Annotated in this window: 15 protein-coding genes; 8 read left to right on the top strand and 7 right to left on the bottom strand. The window is 67.7% G+C overall.

All coding sequences use genetic code 11. The features are described 5' to 3' along the window. Window positions 1–183 precede the first annotated feature (183 nt). From HNP55_RS07990 to HNP55_RS07980, 3 genes are read right to left on the bottom strand one after another with little or no spacing between them, the layout of a single operon-like run. On the bottom strand, window positions 184–753 hold the full coding sequence (locus tag HNP55_RS07990; protein WP_184298029.1) for a YceI family protein: 570 nt from the start codon (window positions 751–753) through the stop codon (window positions 184–186). Window positions 754–800: 47 nt separating this feature from the next. Continuing rightward, window positions 801–1,430 (bottom strand): YceI family protein, encoded by a 630-nt coding sequence (locus HNP55_RS07985; RefSeq protein ID WP_184298028.1) that lies wholly within the window; start codon window positions 1,428–1,430, stop codon window positions 801–803. 26 nt (window positions 1,431–1,456) lie between these two features. After that, on the bottom strand, window positions 1,457–2,017 hold the full coding sequence (locus HNP55_RS07980; protein ID WP_184298026.1) for a cytochrome b: 561 nt from the start codon (window positions 2,015–2,017) through the stop codon (window positions 1,457–1,459). 201 nt (window positions 2,018–2,218) lie between these two features. On the opposite strand from HNP55_RS07980, the gene HNP55_RS07975 reads away from it, so the two are divergent. Both HNP55_RS07975 and HNP55_RS07970 read left to right on the top strand, forming a co-directional pair. Continuing rightward, complete coding sequence (locus HNP55_RS07975; RefSeq protein WP_184298024.1) at window positions 2,219–2,806, top strand: HD domain-containing protein; 588 nt, start codon at window positions 2,219–2,221, stop codon at window positions 2,804–2,806. Between the two features lie 461 nt (window positions 2,807–3,267). Continuing rightward, the gene (locus HNP55_RS07970) at window positions 3,268–5,028 is read left to right on the top strand and encodes a hybrid sensor histidine kinase/response regulator (RefSeq protein WP_184298022.1); all 1,761 of its coding nucleotides are present in this window, start codon (window positions 3,268–3,270) and stop codon (window positions 5,026–5,028) included. A 158-nt stretch (window positions 5,029–5,186) separates the two neighbouring features. On the opposite strand, the gene HNP55_RS07965 is transcribed toward HNP55_RS07970, so the two are convergent. Together HNP55_RS07965 and HNP55_RS07960 are read right to left on the bottom strand one after the other, a co-directional pair. Next, window positions 5,187–5,864, bottom strand: coding sequence for a DsbA family protein (locus HNP55_RS07965; protein ID WP_184298020.1), 678 nt, complete (start codon window positions 5,862–5,864; stop codon window positions 5,187–5,189). Next, a complete protein-coding gene (locus tag HNP55_RS07960) occupies window positions 5,858–6,697 on the bottom strand; it encodes an MBL fold metallo-hydrolase (RefSeq protein ID WP_221439526.1) in 840 nt (279 codons plus the stop codon). The genes HNP55_RS07965 and HNP55_RS07960 overlap by 7 nt, the downstream gene beginning before the upstream one ends. Window positions 6,698–6,907: 210 nt before the next feature. Here HNP55_RS07960 and HNP55_RS07955 point away from each other — a divergent pair, with 210 nt between their 5' ends. Beyond that, window positions 6,908–7,837 (top strand): LysR family transcriptional regulator, encoded by a 930-nt coding sequence (locus HNP55_RS07955; protein ID WP_184298016.1) that lies wholly within the window; start codon window positions 6,908–6,910, stop codon window positions 7,835–7,837. On the opposite strand, the gene HNP55_RS07950 is transcribed toward HNP55_RS07955, so the two are convergent. Continuing rightward, entirely contained in the window at window positions 7,830–10,577 is a 2,748-nt protein-coding gene (locus HNP55_RS07950) for a M16 family metallopeptidase (protein WP_184298013.1), read from the bottom strand. The two genes, HNP55_RS07955 and HNP55_RS07950, sit on opposite strands and share 8 nt — an antisense overlap. Window positions 10,578–10,755: 178 nt before the next feature. Here HNP55_RS07950 and HNP55_RS07945 point away from each other — a divergent pair, with 178 nt between their 5' ends. The 3 genes from HNP55_RS07945 (at window position 10,756) to HNP55_RS07935 (ending at window position 16,225) form a co-directional block, all read left to right on the top strand. Further along, window positions 10,756–11,640, top strand: a complete 885-nt coding sequence (locus tag HNP55_RS07945; RefSeq protein WP_184298011.1) for a DUF535 family protein — start codon at window positions 10,756–10,758, stop codon at window positions 11,638–11,640. A 79-nt stretch (window positions 11,641–11,719) separates the two neighbouring features. Then, window positions 11,720–14,467 (top strand): polysaccharide deacetylase family protein, encoded by a 2,748-nt coding sequence (locus HNP55_RS07940; RefSeq protein ID WP_184298009.1) that lies wholly within the window; start codon window positions 11,720–11,722, stop codon window positions 14,465–14,467. 150 nt (window positions 14,468–14,617) lie between these two features. Continuing rightward, the gene (locus HNP55_RS07935) at window positions 14,618–16,225 is read left to right on the top strand and encodes a S41 family peptidase (protein WP_184298007.1); all 1,608 of its coding nucleotides are present in this window, start codon (window positions 14,618–14,620) and stop codon (window positions 16,223–16,225) included. Here HNP55_RS07935 and HNP55_RS07930 read toward each other — a convergent pair. Further along, window positions 16,222–17,220 (bottom strand): GlxA family transcriptional regulator, encoded by a 999-nt coding sequence (locus HNP55_RS07930; protein ID WP_246448286.1) that lies wholly within the window; start codon window positions 17,218–17,220, stop codon window positions 16,222–16,224. The genes HNP55_RS07935 and HNP55_RS07930 overlap by 4 nt on opposite strands. A 59-nt stretch (window positions 17,221–17,279) precedes the next feature. Between HNP55_RS07930 and HNP55_RS07925 the strand changes: the two genes are divergently transcribed. Further along, a complete protein-coding gene (locus HNP55_RS07925) occupies window positions 17,280–18,491 on the top strand; it encodes an MFS transporter (RefSeq protein ID WP_184298004.1) in 1,212 nt (403 codons plus the stop codon). A 43-nt stretch (window positions 18,492–18,534) separates the two neighbouring features. Next, a complete protein-coding gene (locus tag HNP55_RS07920) occupies window positions 18,535–19,368 on the top strand; it encodes an alpha/beta fold hydrolase (protein WP_184298002.1) in 834 nt (277 codons plus the stop codon). The last annotated feature ends 89 nt before the right edge of the window (window positions 19,369–19,457 follow it).

Raw genomic sequence — 19,457 nt, 5'->3', positions numbered from 1 at the left:
AATGGGCTGGACTGTACGCAAGCCTTGGGGCCGGGTCGCAGCCCAAGCGATGCGCCGTCGCATCACCGGGCCGAATTGCAGCGAAGCGCGACAGTCCGGGGGGCAAGCAAAAGCCCGCCGGCTGCAGGCAGCGGGCGGGCCGGGGCTCAGGTCAGCAGGCGCTGACTTGACGGGGCTGTCGTCTTATTGCTTGACGGCTTCGACCTGGATGACCAGCTTGACGTTCTTGGGGAAGCCCCAGGCCAGGCCGTAGTCGATGCCCCATTGGGTGCGGTCGATGACGGCTTCGAAGTCGCCGCCGCAGACCTCGCGCTTGAGCATGGGGCTTTGGTAGCAGTTGAAGTTGGTGGCCTTGAGGGTGGCGGGGGCGGTCTTGTCCTTCAGCGTCAGCTGGCCCTGCACCTCGCTGACCTTGTCGCCGTTGAAGACGAATTTATCGCCGACGAACTTGGCGGTCGGGAACTTGTCGGCGGCAAAGAAATCATCGCCCAGCAGATGCTTGTTCATGGGGGCGACGCCGGTGTTGACCGAGGCGATGTCGAACGTGACCTCGACGCGGCCGGTCTTGGCCGCCTTGTCGAGCTGCACCGTGCCTTCCTTCTTGTCGAAGCGGCCGCGGTTGGTGGAGGTGCCGAAATGGCTGATCTCGTAGGTCACAAAGGTGTGGGTGGGCTCGATGGCGTAGGTCGCCGTCTGGGCCTGGGCCAGGCTGGCAGCGGCCAGGGCGGCGGCAACGATCAGAAGCTTCTTCATGGCAGGGTCTTTCCTTGCTGGTGGTGGTGGATGTGATGAAAAGGTGTTCAGAGCGGGGCGACGCCGCTGAACGCGAGTTTGAACTTGACTTGTACCTCGTTGGCGACCATGGAGGTGTCGGCCCATTCGCCGTCGCCGATCTTGAACTCCAGACGCTTGAGCACGAAGGCGCCGGTGGCGGTCGTCGTGCCGGCGGCCTGGTGCAGGCTGATGGGTACGCTCAGATATCGGCTCTGGCCCTTGATGCTCAGCTTGCCGGCGATCTCGTACTTGCCGCCGCCCAGAGCCTTGATGGCCGTGCTCTGGAAGGTGGCCTGGGGCAGCTTCTTGCTGTCGAACCAGGCCGGCTTGGCCAGCTCGGCGTCGAACTCCGGCGCGCCCAGGGTGGCGCTGCCCAGATCGATTTGGAAGGCCACGTTGCCGGCCTCGGGCTTTTTGGGGTCGAAGGCCAGCTTGGCCTCGAAGCGCTTGAAGCGGCCTTCCACCGGCACGCCCATCTGCTTGGCGGCAAAGCTCAACTCGCTTTGGGCGGCCAGCAATTGGGGCGTGGTGGCCGCAGCGGCGGCGGCTGCGGGCTTGGCGGCGGCCTTGGCCTGGGCCAGGCTCAGGGCGGGGGCGCCGGCCAGCAGGACCAGGGCGCCGAAGGTGGCGAGGTGGCGGGAGCGGATCAGGGTCATAAATGCTTTCTTGAGAGGAGCGCCGCTCAGCGGCGGGTCGGCAGCATGCGTTGCAGCAGGCCGTCGCGGTCAATGAAATGGTGCTTGAGGGCGGCACCCAGATGGGCCAGCACCAGGGCGGCCAGCACCCAGGCAAGCAGCTCGTGGGCATTCTTCAGGATTTCGGCCAGGGCCTTGTCCACCGGCACGAAGTCGGGCAGGGGCAGGACGCCGAACCAGACGATGGGGAAACCCGCCGCCGAGCTGTAGGCCCAGCCCACCAGGGGCACGGCGAAGAACATGGCGTAGAGCAGGCCGTGGGTCAGATGAGCGGCCAGGGCTTGCCAGCGCGGCATGGGCAGATCGGCCGGCGGGCGGTGCGTCAGACGCCACAGCAGGCGCAGGGCCGACAGGGCCAGGATGGTGATGCCGGCCCATTTATGCCAGTTGTAAAGCTTCAGCCGGCTGGGCGAGAACGGCAGGTCGGCCATATACAGCCCCATGCCGAAGGCGCCGACGATGGCGACGGCCAGCAGCCAGTGGAAGGCGATGGCGACGCCGCTGTAGCGGCTGCTGGTCGGGGTGATTTGTTGGCGCTGGTTTTGCATGGGGAGGTATGCGTGCTCGTTTCGACAATGCCTGAAGTGTGGACCCAGGCGTGCTTGGGCGGGTTCAGCTTGCTTGATGCCAAGGTTCACCGATTTTGAACAGTTCTGCATATTCATTTTGAAACCAGGTTTTTCTGCTTGTCACGCCAGGGTCATGCTCGGTGGGGGAAGATGAAGCCCTGACCGAAGCTGAGGTATGGCATGGATGTTGTTTGCAAGATTGAAGCCCTGTTTGAGCGCCGCGGTGCGACGCTCTACACCGGCGAACGCCTGGAGCTGCGGGAGAGCGTCAGCGCCCTGGAACATGCCTTGCAATGTGCGCAGCTGGCCGAGTGGGCCTATGCCGACAACGCCTTGGTGGCGGCGGCCCTGCTGCATGATCTGGGGCAGCTGATGGATGGCGCGGCCAATGACGAGCTGCGCGACGACAGACATGAGTTGCGGGCCCTGCATCTGCTGCGCTCGGGTGGCTTTGGCCCCGAGGTGCTGGAGCCGATTTCCCTGCATGTGCAGGCCAAGCGTTATCTGGTCGCCACCGATGCGAGCTATCGCGAGGGCTTGTCCCAGGCCTCACGCTATTCGCTGGAGCTGCAGGGCGGTCCGATGAATGCCGAGCAGCGCCTGCGCTTCCTGGCTCGGCCCTTCGCGGCCCAGGCCTTGCAGCTGCGCCGCTGGGATGATCTGGCCAAGCATCCGGGCAAGCGCACGCCGCCCCTGGCCTACTACCTGGACCTGCTGGACGATGTGCTGCGCGAGCGCCGCCAGCCTGCGCGGGTGATGTTGGCCTAGATGGGGCCTGAGCCAAAAATGTTCCTATTACCCGGATTCAAGACCCATGCCTTTCGGCATCCCTCTTGAGGGGGATAGCGAGCCTGGCAGGGCGCAGCAATACTGCGTCCCAGATTGATGCGCCGCCTGGACCTCGGCGTGTTGATCGAGGGGAGGAGTGCTATGCCGACAATCAATGCTCGCAAGGGCGGCGATTGTCGGCCTAGTTTTTTGTGCGCTTGAATATTGAGTTAGCTCAAGTCCTTGCCGACTTCCGGGAAGCTCCGGGGTGCTTTGAAAAACAAGCCGGTCGTTTTGGGAAACATATGCCCGTCGGGCGCGCAATCGCTGCTGCGCCGGGGCAGTATGCTTCCACCCTGCAAGAACAGAGGGTGGACCCAAATGAATCATTGCGCGAGTGCCGGTCCGGCGACGTGCATGGCGAATGGCTGGCCGCTGGGCGCGGCCATGGCGGGGCGCGCATGAGCGCCAAGCCCGCACAGGACAACGTTCCCATCGAAGAAGAGTTGCTGAGCCTGTTGGCCCGGCAAGGCCGGCGCATGCCGCTGCCGGTGGGGCTGAGCGCCTTGATGATCGGGGTCATCGTCGGCAAGGGCAATACGGGGCCGATCCAGCTCCTCAGCGCCTTGTGGGTGGGTCTGGTCTTTGCGTCGCTGGCTCTGCGCTGGTATGTGCTGGGGCGCTTGCCGCATCTGCAGCATGTGCCGGTGGCGCGCCGCCTGCAGTGGGCCGTGTGGCTGAGTGCGCTGAGCGGCCTGCTGTTCAGCCTGTCCCTGGTGTTTGTACCCTGGATGAGCGACTTCGAGCGCATGGTGCAGACCATCATCCTGCTGGGCTTGTGCGCCGGCGCGGTGGCCTCGACGGCCGGCTATTGGCCGGTCTTGCTGATGTTTCTGCTGCCGGTCTCGCTGGCCAATTGCGTGGCCTGGCTGGGCCACTCGGGCATGTATGAGGCGCGCTGGCTGGACTGGGCGCTGGGCTTTCTGATTCTCGGCTTTGCCTGGGTGCTGGCCTTTCTGGCCCGCGATGCCTACAGCGTCTTCGTGGACTCGGTGGCGATACGGCACAGCCAGATCAAGAGCAATCAGCAGCTGCGCCTGGCCTTGCAGCAGGCCGAGAGCGCCATGCTCTCGCGCACCCGTTTCCTGGCCTCGGCCAGCCATGATTTGCGCCAGCCCATGCACACCCTGTCCCTGTTCGGCTCGGCCCTGGCACGGCGGTCGCTGGATCCTGGCTCGGCCACCATCGTGGGCCAGATGAATCAGGCCCTGCAGTCGCTGACCTCGCAGATGGATGCGCTGCTGGACATCTCCAAGCTGGACGCCCAGGTGGTGAGGGTGGAGAACCAGGTGTTCTCGCTGAGCTTGTGGCTGACCCGCCTGAGCCAGGAATTCCAGGCCGCGGCGCAGAGCAAGGGCCTGAACCTGGGCCTGGATTGCCCGGCCGATGTGTATGTGGAGTCCGACCCCTTGCTGCTGGAGCGGGTGCTGCGCAATCTGGTCGACAACGCCATCAAATACACCCCCCACGGCCGCATCGACATCCGCGTGCAAAGGGCCGGCGCCGGGACCGAGGGTCTGTGGCGCATCGATGTGCAGGACACCGGCCCCGGCATCGCGGCGCCCGAGCAGGCCCAGATCTTCGAGGAGTTCTACCAGATCGGCGGCGAGCGCGACCGGGCCAAGGGCCTGGGCCTGGGCCTGTCCATCGTCAACCGTCTGGTGGACCTGCTGGACCTGCACCTCAGCCTGGCCTCGGCGCCGGGCGAGGGCAGTTGCTTCAGCCTCAGCATTGCCGCCGTCTGCGACCCCATCCTGCACGCCGCCGCGCAGAGCGACGGTGCCGGCCCGCAGCTGCCGCATCTGCATGTGCTGGTGCTGGACAACGAGGAGCCGGTGCGCGTCGCCATGCAGGCTTTGCTGAACAGCCATGGCTGCGACGTCAGCCTGGCGCGCAGCGCCCGCGAGGCGGTGGTGAAGAGCTTGCAGCGCCGGCCCGATCTCGTGCTGACCGATCTGCGCCTGCAAGGCGGCGATGAAGGCCTGTCGGCGGTGCGCTCCCTGCGTGGCGCGCTGCCCGGCCTGCCCGCCATTCTGATTACCGGCGACACCTGCCCCGAGCGCCTGCAGGAAGCCAGCGCGGCCGGCCTGCAGGTCTTGCACAAGCCGGTGCTGGAGGCGCAGCTGGTGGCCGCCATCAAGACGGCCTTGGCGGCGGCCTGAGAGGATGAGAACTTTTTGCTGCGCGGCCGCCATGCGTCGTTGGGCGGTGCTCGGAATCCTCACGTACAGGAAGTACGTTCCGGTTCCTGCGCTCCGTCCGCCTAGCCTGGCAGCCGCTCGCTACAAAAGTTCACACCCTCAGAGCGGGCCGCCGGGCTTCAGGCGGGCGTGACGTCCGCCTGCAGGGTGCCGCGCAAATAGTCGGCCCATGGTGCTGGCTGGCCGTGGAAGCGGCTCAGTTCCAAGCTTTGCAGCCGGCCATCTGCGCGCTCCAGCACCAGGTTTGGGAAACCCTGCACCCGCGCCGCCTGCATCAGCTGCCGGCTGGCCGCGAGGTGGGCCAGCGTGGCCGGGCCGCTGAGGGCCTGGAAGGCTGTGGCAAAGGCCTCGGCCTCCAGGCCCTGCGCCAGCGCCAATGTCTGCAAGACCTCGGCCTCGGCCACCCGGCGGCCCTGCACATAGTGCGCTTGCTGGATGCGGCCCAGCATGGCCAGGCCTTGCTGGGCACCACCCAGCTGCTGTGCCGCCAGGATGGCCGTGATGGGCGGGCCGGAGTCCAGCACCGCGCCCAGATCCTTCAGCAAGCCCTCGGTGTAAGCGCTGCCAAAGGGCTGGCCGCTGAGCGCGGCGATGCGCCGGTCATGCGGGGCCACATAGGCTTGCAGCTCCGGCGTCACCGGGCGCCGGGCACTGCCGGCAAACATGCCCCCGCCATGCAGCTGCAGCGTCAGCCCGGGCAGCTGGGCCGCCGCCTGGACCAGGGGCGCGGCGCCGTAGCACCAGCCGCACATGGGGTCGTAGATGTAGTGCAGCGTGGCGGGGAGCTGGTTCACCATTTCATCTCGCCCTTGTTGACCTTGGCGCCGATGTCCAGCGCGATGCCCAGACCGGCTTGCGGGTAGGCCTTCTTCATGGTCTCGATCAGGCTGGCGGCGTCCTTGGCCCTGGGCAGCTCGTTTTCGAAGCGGACCAGGTATTCGCGGGTGTAGGCCAGGCTGGAGGCGTCCTGCGCCGTGCCGGGCAGCATATGGCCCGGCACCACGGTCAGGGGCTTGAGCGCGCTGATGGCATCGATCTTGGCGACCCAGGCGGCGCGTTCGGCGGCGCTTTGGGTGTCGGCCGTCCAGGCATGCAGGCCGCCGAAGATGTTGACGCCACCGACCACGGCCTTGATGGACGGGATCCACACATAGCTGCGGTGGGCCAGGCTGTCATCCAGGCCGCGCACTTCCAGGGTCTGGCCTTCCAGCTGCAGGCTGTTGCCGGCCATCAGCTCGGGCAGGACGGGCTTGCGAGGTGCGTTGCCACCCAGCTTGGGGCCCCAGAACTGGACCTTGCCGGCGACCGAGGCCTGGATCTTCTTCAGGGTCTGGGCGCTGGCCACGATCTTGGCTTCGGGGAATTCGGCATGCAGCACTTCCAGGCCGAAGTAGTAGTCGGGGTCGGCGGCGGAGACGTAGATGGTGCTCAGCTTCTTGCCGCTGTCCAGCACGGCAGCCGCCACGCGCAGGGCGTCGGCGCGGGTGAAGCCGCTGTCCAGCAGCACGGCTTCCTTGGCGCCGCTGACCAGCACCGAGTTGACGTGGAAGCTGGCCGGGCCATGGTTGATGACGGTCAGGGCCAGCGGGGCGGCGGCCTCGGCCGCGGCGGCCGAGCCCTGCACGGCCATCAGGCTGGTGGCGGCCAGCAGGCTCAGGCTGAGGGCCTTGAAAACATTGCTGAAGCGGGGGAATTGCTGACGTGAAGACATGGTGTTCATCCGGTGTGTGTTGCGATGGGATGAACTTTATTTGCGCCGACTCATTTGATAAACAGCGGTTTTGAAGATGGTTTGTTGCATAAACTGAGCGAATCAAGGCGGGCGAAAGGCGTGTGAACCATGGATAGGCTGCGAGCCATGCAGGTTTTTGTGGAGGTGGTGGACCGCGGCAGCCTGACGGCGGCGGCCGAGGCGCTGGAGCTGTCGCGCGCCATGGCTTCGCGCCATCTGGAGGCCTTGGAGCAATGGCTGGGTGCGCGCCTCTTGCAGCGCAGCACCCGGCGCCTGAGCCTCACCGACGCGGGCCTGCAAGCCCTGGGCAGCTGCCGCCAGATGGTGGAGCTGGCCGAGGAGACGCGCCAGGCCGCCGGCGAGCATTTGCGCAGCGTGCAGGGGCGTTTGCGCATCACCGCCAGCTCCTCTTTCGCGCAAATCCATCTGGCCCAGGCGGTGGCGGCGTTCTTGCAGCTGCATCCGCTGACCCAGATCGAGGTGATGGCGCTGGAGCACACGGTCAATCTGGTGGAGGAGCGCATCGACCTGGCCCTGCGCATCAGCAATCAGCTGGACCCGCAGCTGATCGCCCGACGCCTGAGCTGGTGCCGCTCGGTGGTGTGCGCGGCGCCCAGCTATCTGGCCCGCCAGGGCCGGCCTGAGGCCCCGGCCGAGCTGGCCCGGCATGCCTGCCTGGGCCATGCCCGTTTCGGCCGCGACGAGTGGCGGCTGCGGCGCGGCGAGGAGGAGCTGGTGATCGCCCTGCCCGAGGTGCGTCTGCGCGCCAACGAGACCACGGTGCTGCAGCAGGCCGTGCTGGCCGGCGCGGGCATCGCACTGCTGCCCACCTATCTGGTCGGCCCGGCGTTGGCGCGTGACGAGCTGGTCCGCCTGCTGCCCGACTACGAGCCCGAGCGCCTGGGCCTGCATGCCGTCTACACCAGCCGCCGCCACCAACCCTTGCTGTTGCGGACTTTTGTGGACTTTCTGGCCCAGCGCTTCGATCTGGAATGGCCGTACTGGGATCAGTTGCCGCCTGAGTCCGCCCTTACTTGAAGTCGCCCACCCACAGGCGCTGGAAATCGGCCGGCTTGAGGTAGCGGCGCAGGGCGCTATTGACCTGCTCCAGGCTCAGCTTGGCGATTGCCTCGTCCACCGCCTGCGAGCGCAGGGCATCGCGGCCCATGAAGAGGTTTTGGGCCAGCGTGGCGGCCAGCAGCGGGTCCTGGGCGCGGGCCAGGCGGCGGTCGCTGAGCATGGCTTGCTGGGCCTCGCGCAGCTCGCGGGCGCTGAAGCCCTGGCTCAGCGCCAGGGCCAGTTCCTCGTCAAAGGCCTGTTCGACCTTGGCGCGGTTTTGCGGCGCGAACAAGGCGCCCAGATGCCAGCTGCTGTTCAGGTCTTGCTCGCCCCAGCTCAGGAATGACCAGACGCTGTAGGACAGGCCCTCGCGCTCGCGGATGCGCTTCCACAGCCGCGAGTCGCTGCTGCCGCCCAGCATCTGGTTGACCAGGCTGAGCGCGACATAGTCCGCATGGTCTTCGTTGAGGGGCAGGCCCAGGCGGGCGTTGAAGACGGCGTTCTGCTTGTCGGGCGTCAGCAGCTGGCTTCGCTGGCCGGGCAAGGCGCGGTAGGGCAGGGGGGCATGGGCATAGGGCTGGGCGGCGTGCCAATCGCCCAGCGCCTGGGCCGCGGCCTGGCGCAGGGCCTGGGCGTCGAAGTCGCCCACGGCGGCGAACTGGGCCTGGGCGGCGCCGTAGAAGCGGCGCTGGAAGTCCTGCACCTGGGCCAGGGTGACGGCCTGCAGATCGGCCTCCATCTCCGCAAAGCTGCGGGCGTGGCGCACATCAAAGCGCGGCCAGGCCGCGCCGCCGTCAAACAGCAGGTTCAGGGCATTGCCGGCCAGGGCCTCGGGGTCGTCGCGCTGGGCCTGCAACTGGCCCAGGGCCTGGGCGCGCACCTCTTCCAGGCCGTCGGCGCTGAAGCGGGGCTGGCGCAGCAGCTGGGCGACCAGGGCCAGGGCCTGCTCGGCATGGGGGCGGCGGGTGCTCCAGGCCAGGTTCAGGTTCTCGGCGCTGGCGCTGATCTGCAGCTCCATCTTCAGCGCGTCCATGCGGTCGCGCAGGGCTTGCCGGTCCAGGCTTTGCGTGCCCTTGTCCAGCAGGGCGGCGGCCAGCTCGGCCACCGCCGCCTGGCCTCGCAGGCTTTGGGCGTCGCCCATCTGCAGGCTCAGCAGGTTTTGCACCGCCCCGCCGCGGGTGGGCTTGGGCAGCAGGGCCAGGCGCAGGCCGTTGCCCAGGCGGTCGATCTGGCTGAGGCGCTGGACCTCGGCCGGCGAGGCCTCGAAGGGCGGCACGGCGGCGGCCGCCGGGCCGGGCTTGAAGTCGCGCAGCTGCGCGCCGGCATCGAGCAGCTGCGGGGCCGGCGCGCGCTGCGGCTGCGCCGTCGGGAGATAGCTGGCCAGGGTGCGATTGGCCGGGCGCAGATAGCTTTGCGCCACCCGCTGCAGATCGGCCAGATTGAGCGCCTTGACGCGGTCGCGCAGCTGGAAGAACAGGCGCCAATCGCCCTGGGCCACGCTCTCCGACAGGGCCAGGCCGACCTGCTCGGCGTCGGTGAACTGCTGCTCCCAGCGATTGAGCCAGCGTGTGCGGGCGCGCTCCAGCTCGGCCGTGCTGATGGGCGCGCTGGCCAGCTCTAGTTCCAGCACGCGCAGCAGCTCGGCCTGCAACTCGCTCAGCTCGGCGCCGGCCTTGAGCTCGGCGCCCAGCAGCAGAAAGCCCGGCTCGGCCAGCGGCATGCTGAAGGCGCTGACCTGGCTGGCCAGCTTTTTTTCGGCCACCAGGCGCTGGTACAGACGGCCGGCGGGCGGCGTGCTCAGCACGCCCCGGAGCAGCTCGATCGCCGCATAGTCCGGCGCCGGCCCGGCCGGCACGTGATAGGCCGCCGTCAGGCTGGCCACGCCGCCGCTGCGCCGCACGGTGACGGCGCGTTCGCCGTCCTGGGCCGGGTCCAGGGTGTAGAACTTGGGCAGGCGACGCTTGGGGGCGGGGATGGCGCCAAAGCTCTGCTGCACCCAGGCCAGGGTCTGCCGGGCTTCGAAGCGGCCGCTGATGATGAGGGTGGCGTTGTCCGGCTGGTAGTAGCGGCGGTAGAAGGCCTGCAGGCGCGGGATGTCCACATTCTCCACATCGGCGCGCGCACCGATCACGCTCTTGCCGTAGTTGTGCCACTGGTACATGGCGGCCAGAGTGCGCTCGAACAAGATGTTATCGGGCTTGTTTTCGCCGATCTCCATCTCGTTGCGCACCACCGTCATCTCGGTGGCCAGGTCGCGGCGGGCGATGCGGCTGTTGACCATGGCGTCGGCCTGCCAGGCCAGATACCAGCGCAGGTTCTCGGGCTCGGCGGCGAAGCTGGCGAAGTAATTGGTGCGGTCCAGGTCCGTCGTGCCATTGGCATTGAGGCCGCGGCGGCTGAACTCGGCCCAGGGATTGGGGTGGCGGGGCGAGCCCTTGAAGACCAGATGCTCCAGCAGATGGGCCATGCCCGTCTCGCCGTAGTTCTCGTGCTTGGAGCCCACCCGGTAGGTCATATTGACCGTGGTGCTGGGCTTGGAGGGGTCGGGCGCCAGCAGTACCTGCAGGCCGTTGGGCAGGCGGTATTCGCTGATGCCTTCGACGCTGTGCAAGGCGGCCAAGCCGGCTTGCACAGCGGGCTTGGTCTGGGCTTGGAGGTTGAGGGCCGGGGCGAGCAAGCTCAGGGTGAGCGTGAGGCGCAGCGCGGGGATCAGGTGCATTGTTCTTGGCTTCCGGGCGTTCTTGGGGATGCAGGCGCGCAAGGGTAGCAGCGCGCGCTGCCCGGCAATGCTTGGGCAGCGGAAAACTCAGAGACAATCCGCTACCTGCAGATTGACTGCCTATCGCCCAATTCACTTGGACCCCCCCCAAGCCTTCCGCCTGCGCCGCCCTCTGCCCATGAAATCCAAACCTGCCCGGGTCGCCATGAAACCCAAGGACCGCGCCAAGATCCTGATCGGCAGCCTGCTGCACCCCAGGCAGACGCAGCGCTGGACGCAGTTCATCCGCGAGAGCGATATCCTGCACGACAAGCTGGGCCAGTTCCCCTTCGCCCACAGCAAGATCTACCGGCCCTATCTGTCCACCCGCCTGAGCTGCGCCAGGCGGGTCGATGTGCTGATCGCCCACTATCGCTTCCTGAGCGAATTCGGCCTGGCCGACTGGGTGCGCCAGGCCTCGCAAGAGCCCGTGCTGCTGGCGCAGCTGGAGTGCAAGTCCGGCGCGCCCATGCGCCTGGAGCTGAGCGCCATTCACGAAGGCCACCGCGAGGGCGAGCTGTGCCTGCGCCTGGTCTACAAGGGTGAGTACCTCTTTGCCGCCTCCCTGGTGTTCTTCCGCCAGGACGGCGAGCCCTGCCTGATGCTGGGCCGCCTGCAGGGCAAGGCCACCGAGGCCGCCCGCGAGATGGTGCGCGAGGCCACCCGCGACCTTTTCAGCACCCGGCCGGCCGGCCTGCTGGTGCTGGCGGCGCGGCACTTTGCCCATCTGCTGGGCTGCCCGCAGCTGCTGCTGGTGAGCAATGTCAACCGCATCAGCATCAATCTCTGGCGGCGCTGGCACATCAGCTCCAATTACGACCAGATGTGGACGGAGATGGAGGCGCAGGCCCGCCCCGACGGCAATTACCAGCTGCCCAGCCTGGCCGCGCCCTTCATCGACATCGAGGCCATGCCGTCCAAGAAACGCTCCGAAGGCCGCAAGAAGCTGGCCTTGCAGGAGGCCATGTTCAATCAGATGGCCGAGAGCCTGGCGGCGGCGCGCAAGCCGCTGGCAAGTTCTTGAGTGGCGGCAAAATTTAGCGCCGACTTGCGGCGATGATGACGAGGTTTGAATTGAAGCGCTCGCCGCAGATCCCGCCCGCATGCTCGCCAAGAAAAAGACTCTGATTGCCGCCCTGGCCACCGTGGCCACGTTCAGCCTGGGCGCCGGCGCCTGGCATTTATTCCTGCAGCCCAAGGCTGGCCGCGCTCAGGCCCCCGAGGCCGTCGCCGCCAGCGCCGCCAGTGCCTCGGGCGCCGAGGCTCAGGTCTTGACCCCTTTGCTGGAGCAGGCCCGCGCCCTGGTGCAGGCGCAGCGAAAAATCATCGTGCTGTTTGCCGACGAGGCCAAGGCTGGCCCCGAGGTGGCCGAGCGCGCCAAGCCCGTGGGCCAGGCCTTGTTCCACGAGAACCAGGCCCGGGTGCTGGCGCTGGAAGAACGCTTGCGCAGCTTGATCCAGGGCGGTGAGGCCCAGCGCCTGGCCGTGATCGCCGGCCTGCTGGACTATATGGAGAGCGATGCCCAGCTCTTCGACGCCGACCGTCTGGCCTTTGTGGAAGTGCTGCGCAGCCTCAAGACCGATATTGCCCAGGATTCCACCCTGCCGGCCATCAAGCTGCACAAGCGCATCAGCGAGGACCTGGACGCCTTGGCCGAGATCGAGCGCAATTACGACAAGGAGATCCAGCGCATCTTCGGCCGCTTCGAGGGCAGCCGCGCCATCGAGCTCAAGCGCGAGAAGTGGGAGGACTATGTCGCCCAGCTGAAGAAGAGCCTGAGCCGCGAGCAGATCCTGAAGGACTACGGCGTCGTCACGCCCTACCCCCTGCCGCCCACGGCCAAGGCCAGCGCCTCGGAGGAGGGCGAAAACGCCGAGGTCTTTGGCAAGGAGCTGCCGCCCAAAACCATCGTGCTGACCTTCGACGACGGCCCGCACCGCAGCTATACCGAGGAGATCACCGCCATCCTCAAGCAGTACGGCGCGCCGGCCGTGTTCTTCCAGGTGGGCAGCAATCTGGGCCGGCTCGATGCGCAAGGCAAGCCCCAGCTGGGCGGCCTGGCCAAGATCAGCCAGGGCTTGCTGGACGAGGGACACGCCATCGGCAACCACAGCCTCACCCATGCCCAGCTGTCCAAGCGCACGGGCGATGCGCTGAAGCAGGAGATCCTCGGCACCGACAGCCTCTTGCAGGCGGTGGACAAGCGCCGCTCGCCCATCTTCCGCTTCCCCTACGGCGCCCGTAACGCCGAGGGCATGGAGATCCTGGGCCAGGCCAAGCTGCGCTCGGTGATGTGGAATATCGATTCCATGGACTGGGCCGACCCGGTGCCCAGCTCCATCGCCGAGCGGGTGCTGAAGACGGTGGAGAAGGAGGGCCGCGGCATCATCCTCTTCCACGACATCCACGAGCGCACCGTCAAGGCCCTGCCCCTGATCCTGGAAAAGCTCAGCGCCCAGGGCTATCAGTTCGCCGGCTGGGACGGCGCCAAGTTCAAGAGCGTCAAGCGCGAGGCGCCACCCGCGGCTGCCGTCGCGACGCCGGCTTATGCCGACTCCTGGGCCATCGTCATCGGCATCAACGACTACGCCAAATGGCCCAAGCTGCAGTACGCCGTGCGCGACGCCCAGGCCATGCGCGAGACCCTGATCCAGAAGTTCGGCTTCGCGCCCGAACGTGTCATCAGCCTGGACAACCAGGACGCCACCCGCATGGGCATTCTGGGCGCCTTCCACGACAAGCTGGCGCATAGCGGCATGAAGAAGAACGACCGCCTGCTGGTCTTCTTCGCCGGCCATGGCGCGACCCTGCAGCTCAGCTCGGGCCGCAGCCTGGGCTACATCATCCCGGTGGACTCCGACCCCGGCAAGATCGCCACCGACGCCATCCCCATGACCGAGCTGCAGAACATCGCCGAGAGCCTGACGGCCAAGCATGCGCTCTTCATCATGGACGCCTGCTACAGCGGCCTGGGCCTGACGCGCGGCGGCGGTTCGGCCAACTTCCTGCGCGACAACGCCCGCCGCATCGGCCGCCAGATGCTGACCGCCGGCGGTGCCGACCAACTGGTGGCCGACGGCGGGCCGAACGGCCATTCCGTCTTCACCTGGACCCTGCTGCAAGGCCTGGCCGGCAAGGGCGATCTGAACGGCGACGGCCTGATCACCGCCACCGAGCTGGCAGCCTATGTGGGGCCGGCCGTCTCGGCCGTCTCGCGGCAGACGCCGGCCTTTGGCAGCCTGCCGGGATCGGAGGGCGGGGACTTTGTTTTTGAGCTGCCCGCCAACGACGAATTCATCAGCGCCCAGACCTCGCAACTGCCCAGCGACGCCATCGCCCTGAACGGCAAGCTCGATGCCGTGGCCGCGCCGCCGCAGGCCGCGGCCGGTGGCGACAAGCCGGCCCAACTGCCCGTCAGCACCACCGTGGTCCTGAAGGACTTGCAGGGCCAGGACCAGAAACTGGTCACGCCGGCCGCCATGCCCAGCTCCATGCGCCAGCTGGCCCAGCGCGCCAATGACCGCGGCCTGCAGCACTTCAAGGAAAAGCGCTACCTTGAGGCCGAGCGCGAGTTCACCGAGGCCTTGAAGCTGCGCCCCGACTTCGCGCTGGCCGCCAACAATCTGGGCTTTGTCTTCTACAAGCAGGACAAGTTCAAGGAGGCCGCGCGCTGGTTCGAGAACGCCATCCAGATGGACCGCTCGCGCGCCATCGCCTACCTCAATCTGGGCGACGCCCGGGCCAGGAGCGGCGATGCCGAAGGCGCGAAAAAAGCCTACAGCACCTATCTGGCCCTGCTGCCCAACGGACCGGGCGCGGCCTATGCCAAGCAGAAACTGGCGGGCGATTGATCGACGGCCGGCGATATTTACCCTGGAATCTGGCCGGCCAGGCCGCGCAGCGGGTGTAAAAACGTCTCCCCGTTTGGCAGCAGGCCTTTGTTCTAAAAAAAAGAATTGTTCGCGAGGCGCCCCAAGAACCGCCCGTTTTAGGAGGAATGCATGAGATCAGTTTGCCCTTCGCCCTTGGCCACCATTGCCGCGCTGAGCGCCAGCCTCTTGCTGCTGGCCTGCGGTGGTGGCGGTGGGGACGCCGGCACGCCCAAGTTCGGCCCCGAGCCCGCGCCTGCGCCCGCTCCGGCCCCCAGCCCCTTGCCACCGGCCAGCCTGCAGCCCAGCAGCGTTTATGCCCAGCAATGCGCGCCCGAAAACAGCCTGGCGCCCCAGGCCTCGCGGGTGGGCAGCCTGAGCGTCGAGAAGCAGTGGATGCGCAGTTATTTCGACGAAGCCTATCTCTGGCGCGACGAGGTGCCCGTGGTCAATCCCGCTGAGGCCAGCTATAGCAATGCCGGTAATGTGCAGGCCTCGCTGGAGGCCTATTTCGACGCCTTGCTGACGCCCGCACGCACGGCCAGCGGCGCCCAGCGCGATCGCTTCAGCTTCACCCTCCCGACGGCCAAATGGGATCAGGAGACCCGGGCGGGTGTAGATGCCGGTTTCGGCATCGAATGGACCATGGGCTCGCGCACGCCGCCGCGCCAGATCCGCATTGCCGCGGTGGCCGCCAACAGCCCGGCCTCACGCGCCGGCCTGATGCGCGGCGACACCTTGGCTACGGTCAACGGCGTGTCGGCCGACACCAATGACAGCGCCGGCCTGGTGACGCTGAACGACGCTTTGAGCCCGGATGCCGTGGGCAAGAGCTTTGTGTTCTCCTTCACTCGCGGCAATGGCCTGGGCCAGGCCATCAACACCAGCCTGCTCAGCGCCGAGGTGGAGAAGGTCCCCGTGCCGCTGAGCCAGGTGCTGACCGGGATGGATGGCAAGCGAGTCGGATACATGGTCTTCAACGACCACATCGCCAAGGGCGAGGCCCAGCTGATCGCGGCCATCAACAGCTTCCAGCAAGCCGGCGTGTCTGATTTGGTGGTGGACCTGCGCTACAACGGCGGCGGCCTGCTCTTCATGGCCAGCGAGCTGGCCTATATGGTGGCGGGCTCGGCCCAGACCGCGAACAAAATCTTCGAGACCAGCCGCTACAACAGCCGCCGCCAGAAAGACAACTTCTCTTACGCCTTCTTCAACCAGTCCTGCCTCCTGGACGCCAATTACAAATGCACGCTGGAGCAGCCCCTGCCCAGCCTGAACCTCAAGCGCGTCTATGTGCTGGCGCAGAGCGGCACCTGCTCGGCCAGCGAGGCCTTCATCAACGGCTTGCGCGGGGTGGACGTCGAGGTGATCCTGATCGGCGGCAAGACCTGCGGCAAGCCTTACGGCTTCGTCGCCAAGGACAACTGCGGCATGAGCTATTTCCCGATCGAGTTTGGCGGCGTCAATGCCAAGGGTTTTGGCGATTATTCCGACGGCTTTGTGCCCGCCGGCAGCGGCCCCACCGGCGTGCCCGGTTGCCTGGTGGCCGACGACCTCGGCAACGCCCTGGGTGCCCCGCAAGAAGCCATGCTGGCCGCAGCCCTGCAACACCGCATCAACGGGGTCTGCCCACCACAACTGGCCAAGGGCTTCAGCGTCAAGCGCTCGGCTGAGGGCGGCGTGCCGCTGGAGTTGAAGCGCTCGCCGGTGCGCAGCAATGCTTTCCACCTGCCACGCTAAGCCAGCCGCGCAAAGCGCTGGCGGTACTGCTCGGGCGTGATGCCGGCCTGCTGGCGCAGGCTGCGCTGCAGGCTGTCCACCGAGCCGAAGCCGGCTTTCTGCGCCACCCGCTCCAGCGGCCAGCGGGTCTGCTCCAGATGGTGTTTGGCCCGCTCCAGGCGCAGGGCCGCGACGAAGCGGGCCGGCGTACACCCCGTTTGCTGCTGGAACTGGCGGGCGAAATGGCGCTCGCTCAAGGCCATGCGCGCGGCCAACTCGCCCACGCTCAGATCGGCCGCCGGGTGTTCCTGCATCCAGGCCAGCAAGGCCTGGAAACGGTCCGAGGCTCTGGCCTGGGCCTGCAAGCCGGCCGAGAACTGCGATTGCCCGCCGGGCCGGCGCAGATACAGCACCAGCTCGCGCGCCACCGCCAGCGCCACGGCCTGGCCCAGATCATCCTCCACCAGGGCCAGGGCCAGATCGATACCGGCGGTGATGCCGGCCGAGCTGTAGAGCGGCGGGTCGGCCACGAAGATGGCGTCATGCTCCACCCGAATACCCGGGTATTTGAGCGCCAGCTCGGCACAGGAATGCCAGTGCGTGGTGGCGCGCCGCCCCTGCAGCAGGCCGGCCGCCGCCAACGCAAAAGCACCGGTGCAGACGCTGCCCATGCGGCGCACCTCGGGCGCCTTGCGCCGCAGCCAGGGCAGCAGGCCATGGGCCGCGCCGCCGGGCTCGAAGGCGCCGGCATCGCCGCCCACCACCAGCACCGTGTCCAGCGGGCCGCGCAGGCGGGCGAGGGCGGTGGAGTCCGCCCATTGCAGGCCCGAGTTGCAGCGCACCGGGCCGCCCAGCGGCGAGGCCAGCTGCAGGCGGTAGGCCGGTGGCCCGGCACCGTTCAGGTCGGCGGCATGGGCGGCGGCCTTGCTGAACACCTCCCAGGGCCCGCTCACATCCAGCGATTGGCAGCCCGGGTAGGCCAGCAGCACAACGAGACGACTGGGTTTTGAGTTCATGGCAGAAATTGCGGTAATCATGTCGGAACAGACATGATGGTAAATCCTAGACTGAGGCCATGAAAACCCCCGCCATCCTCGCCCCGCAGCAGCGCCCCGTGGCCCTGCTGATCGCCGCCCAGGCCTTGTATGTCTGCGCCTCCGCCATCGGCCTGACCCTGACCGGCCTGGTCGGCCTGCAGCTGGCGCCCAGCGCCGGCCTGGCCACCCTGCCGTTTGCCCTGGTGACCGTGGCCACGGCCCTCAGCACCATCCCGGTCTCGCTGGCCATGGCACGCTGGGGGCGCAAGCCCTTGTTCCTGCTCGGCTGCGCCTGCGGCGCTCTGGGCGGCGGCCTGGCGGCCTGGGCGATTGTGCGCAGCAGCTTTGCGCTGTTCTGCCTGGCCTGTTTGCTGCAAGGCCTGTTCCAGGCCAGCGCCCAGTACTACCGCTTTGCCGCCACCGAGGTGGCGGCGGCGACCTTCCGCAGCCGCGCCATCGCCTGGGTGATAGGCGGCGGCGTGCTGGCCGCCCTGCTGGGCCCGGGCCTCGCGGCCTGGGCGCGCGATGCGCTGGCGCCGCACACGTTTGCCGGCTCCTATCTGGGCGTGCTGGGCGCGGCCCTGCTGTCCGCCCTGGTGCTGGCCGGGGCGCGCATGGACAAGCCCGCCGCGCCGGCCGCCGGCCAGGCCCGGCCCACGCCCTGGTTGAGCTTGCTGCGCCGCCCGGCCTTTATCGCGGCGGCGGGCAATAGCCTGGTGTCCTATGCCGTGATGATGTTTGTGATGACGGCCACGCCCCTGGCCGTGCTGGGCTGCGGCCTGGGTGTGGGGGAGGCGGCGGCGGTGATCCAGTGGCATCTGCTCGCCATGTTTGCGCCGGGCTTTTTCAGCGGCCGCCTGATCGCGCGCTGGGGTGTGCGGACTGTGCTGCTGCTGGGCGCGGCCTTGTTTGCCCTGGGCAGTGCGGTGGCCTTGAGCGGCCTCACCCTGCCGCATTTCGGCCTGGCGCTGGCCCTCAACGGCCTGGCCTGGAACCTGATGTTTGTGGGCGGCAGCACGCTCTTGGCCCAAAGCTTTGCCGACAGCCCGCCCCAGGACCGCGCCCGCGCCCAGGCCGCCAATGAGTTCATCACCTTTGCTGCCGTAGCCGCCGCCTCCTTGCTGGCCGGCGCCAGCTACAGCCGCTGGGGTTGGGAGACGATTCAATGGCTGGTACTGCCCTGGCTGGCCCTGGCGGCGCTGGTGACGCTGTGGTCGGGCGCGCGCAGCCGGCGGCCGGCCCTGGCCTGATCTTGCTATCGTGGCGGCTTCATCGTGACGACGAGTGCCACCCATGCCGCCAGCCCCAAGCCTGGTTTCCGAGACTCATCAATTGCCCAGCCCGGCCGGGCAGCTGTTTGCCAAGATTTGGTGGCCGCCCGCGCTTGAGCCACGACTGGCCGCCCATGTGCCCATCGTGCTGCTGCACGACTCCCTGGGTTGCGTCGAGTTGTGGCGCGACTTCCCCGCCGCCTTGGCCCGCAGCACAGGCCGGCCGGTCGTGGCCTACGACCGCCTGGGCTTCGGGCGCTCGCAGGCAAGACCCGATCCTCTGCCGCTACCGCCCGGCTTTGTCGAGGACGAGGCGCTTGGCGGCTTTGCGTCCCTGCGCGCGGGCCTGGGGCTGGAGCGATTCATCGCCTTCGGCCACAGCGTGGGCGGCGGCATGGCGGCGTTTTGCGCCGCGCACCACCCCCGGCATTGCCTGGGCCTGATCACCGAGTCCGCCCAGGCCTTTGTGGAGGACCGCACCCTTGCCGGCGTGGCGGAAGCGAAGGCCGGTTTTGCCGACCCCGTGCAGCTGCAGCGTTTGGGCCGCTATCACACCGAGGGCAAGGCCCGCTGGGTGCTGGATGCTTGGGTCCAGACCTGGCTCTCGCCCGGCTTCGCCGATTGGAGTTTGCGCAAAGCCATGCAGGCCTTGCCCTGCCCGCACCTGGCCTTGCATGGCAGCGAGGATGAATACGGCTCCACCCGCCACCCCGAGCTGCTGCGGCAATGGTCGGGCGGCAAGACGCAGGTGCAAATCATCGAGGGCTGCAAGCATGTGCCGCATCGGGAGCGCGAGGCGGAGGTGCTGGAGCGGGTGGGGCGGTTTTTGGCGGCCGAGCGGATCAGCGGAAATTGACGCCGAAGCGATCAATCTCTCGCGTGCCGTCTGGATGCGGCAGCCTGCACTCCCACTGCTGGCTCGGCAGCAAGGCCGCGAGACTGGAT

Source organism: Roseateles oligotrophus (assembly GCF_014204525.1).
Classification (GTDB): domain Bacteria; phylum Pseudomonadota; class Gammaproteobacteria; order Burkholderiales; family Burkholderiaceae_C; genus Paucibacter_A; species Paucibacter_A oligotrophus_A.
The sequence above is the reverse complement of the archived record's forward strand: the minus strand, read 5'-3'. Positions and strand labels throughout refer to the sequence as shown.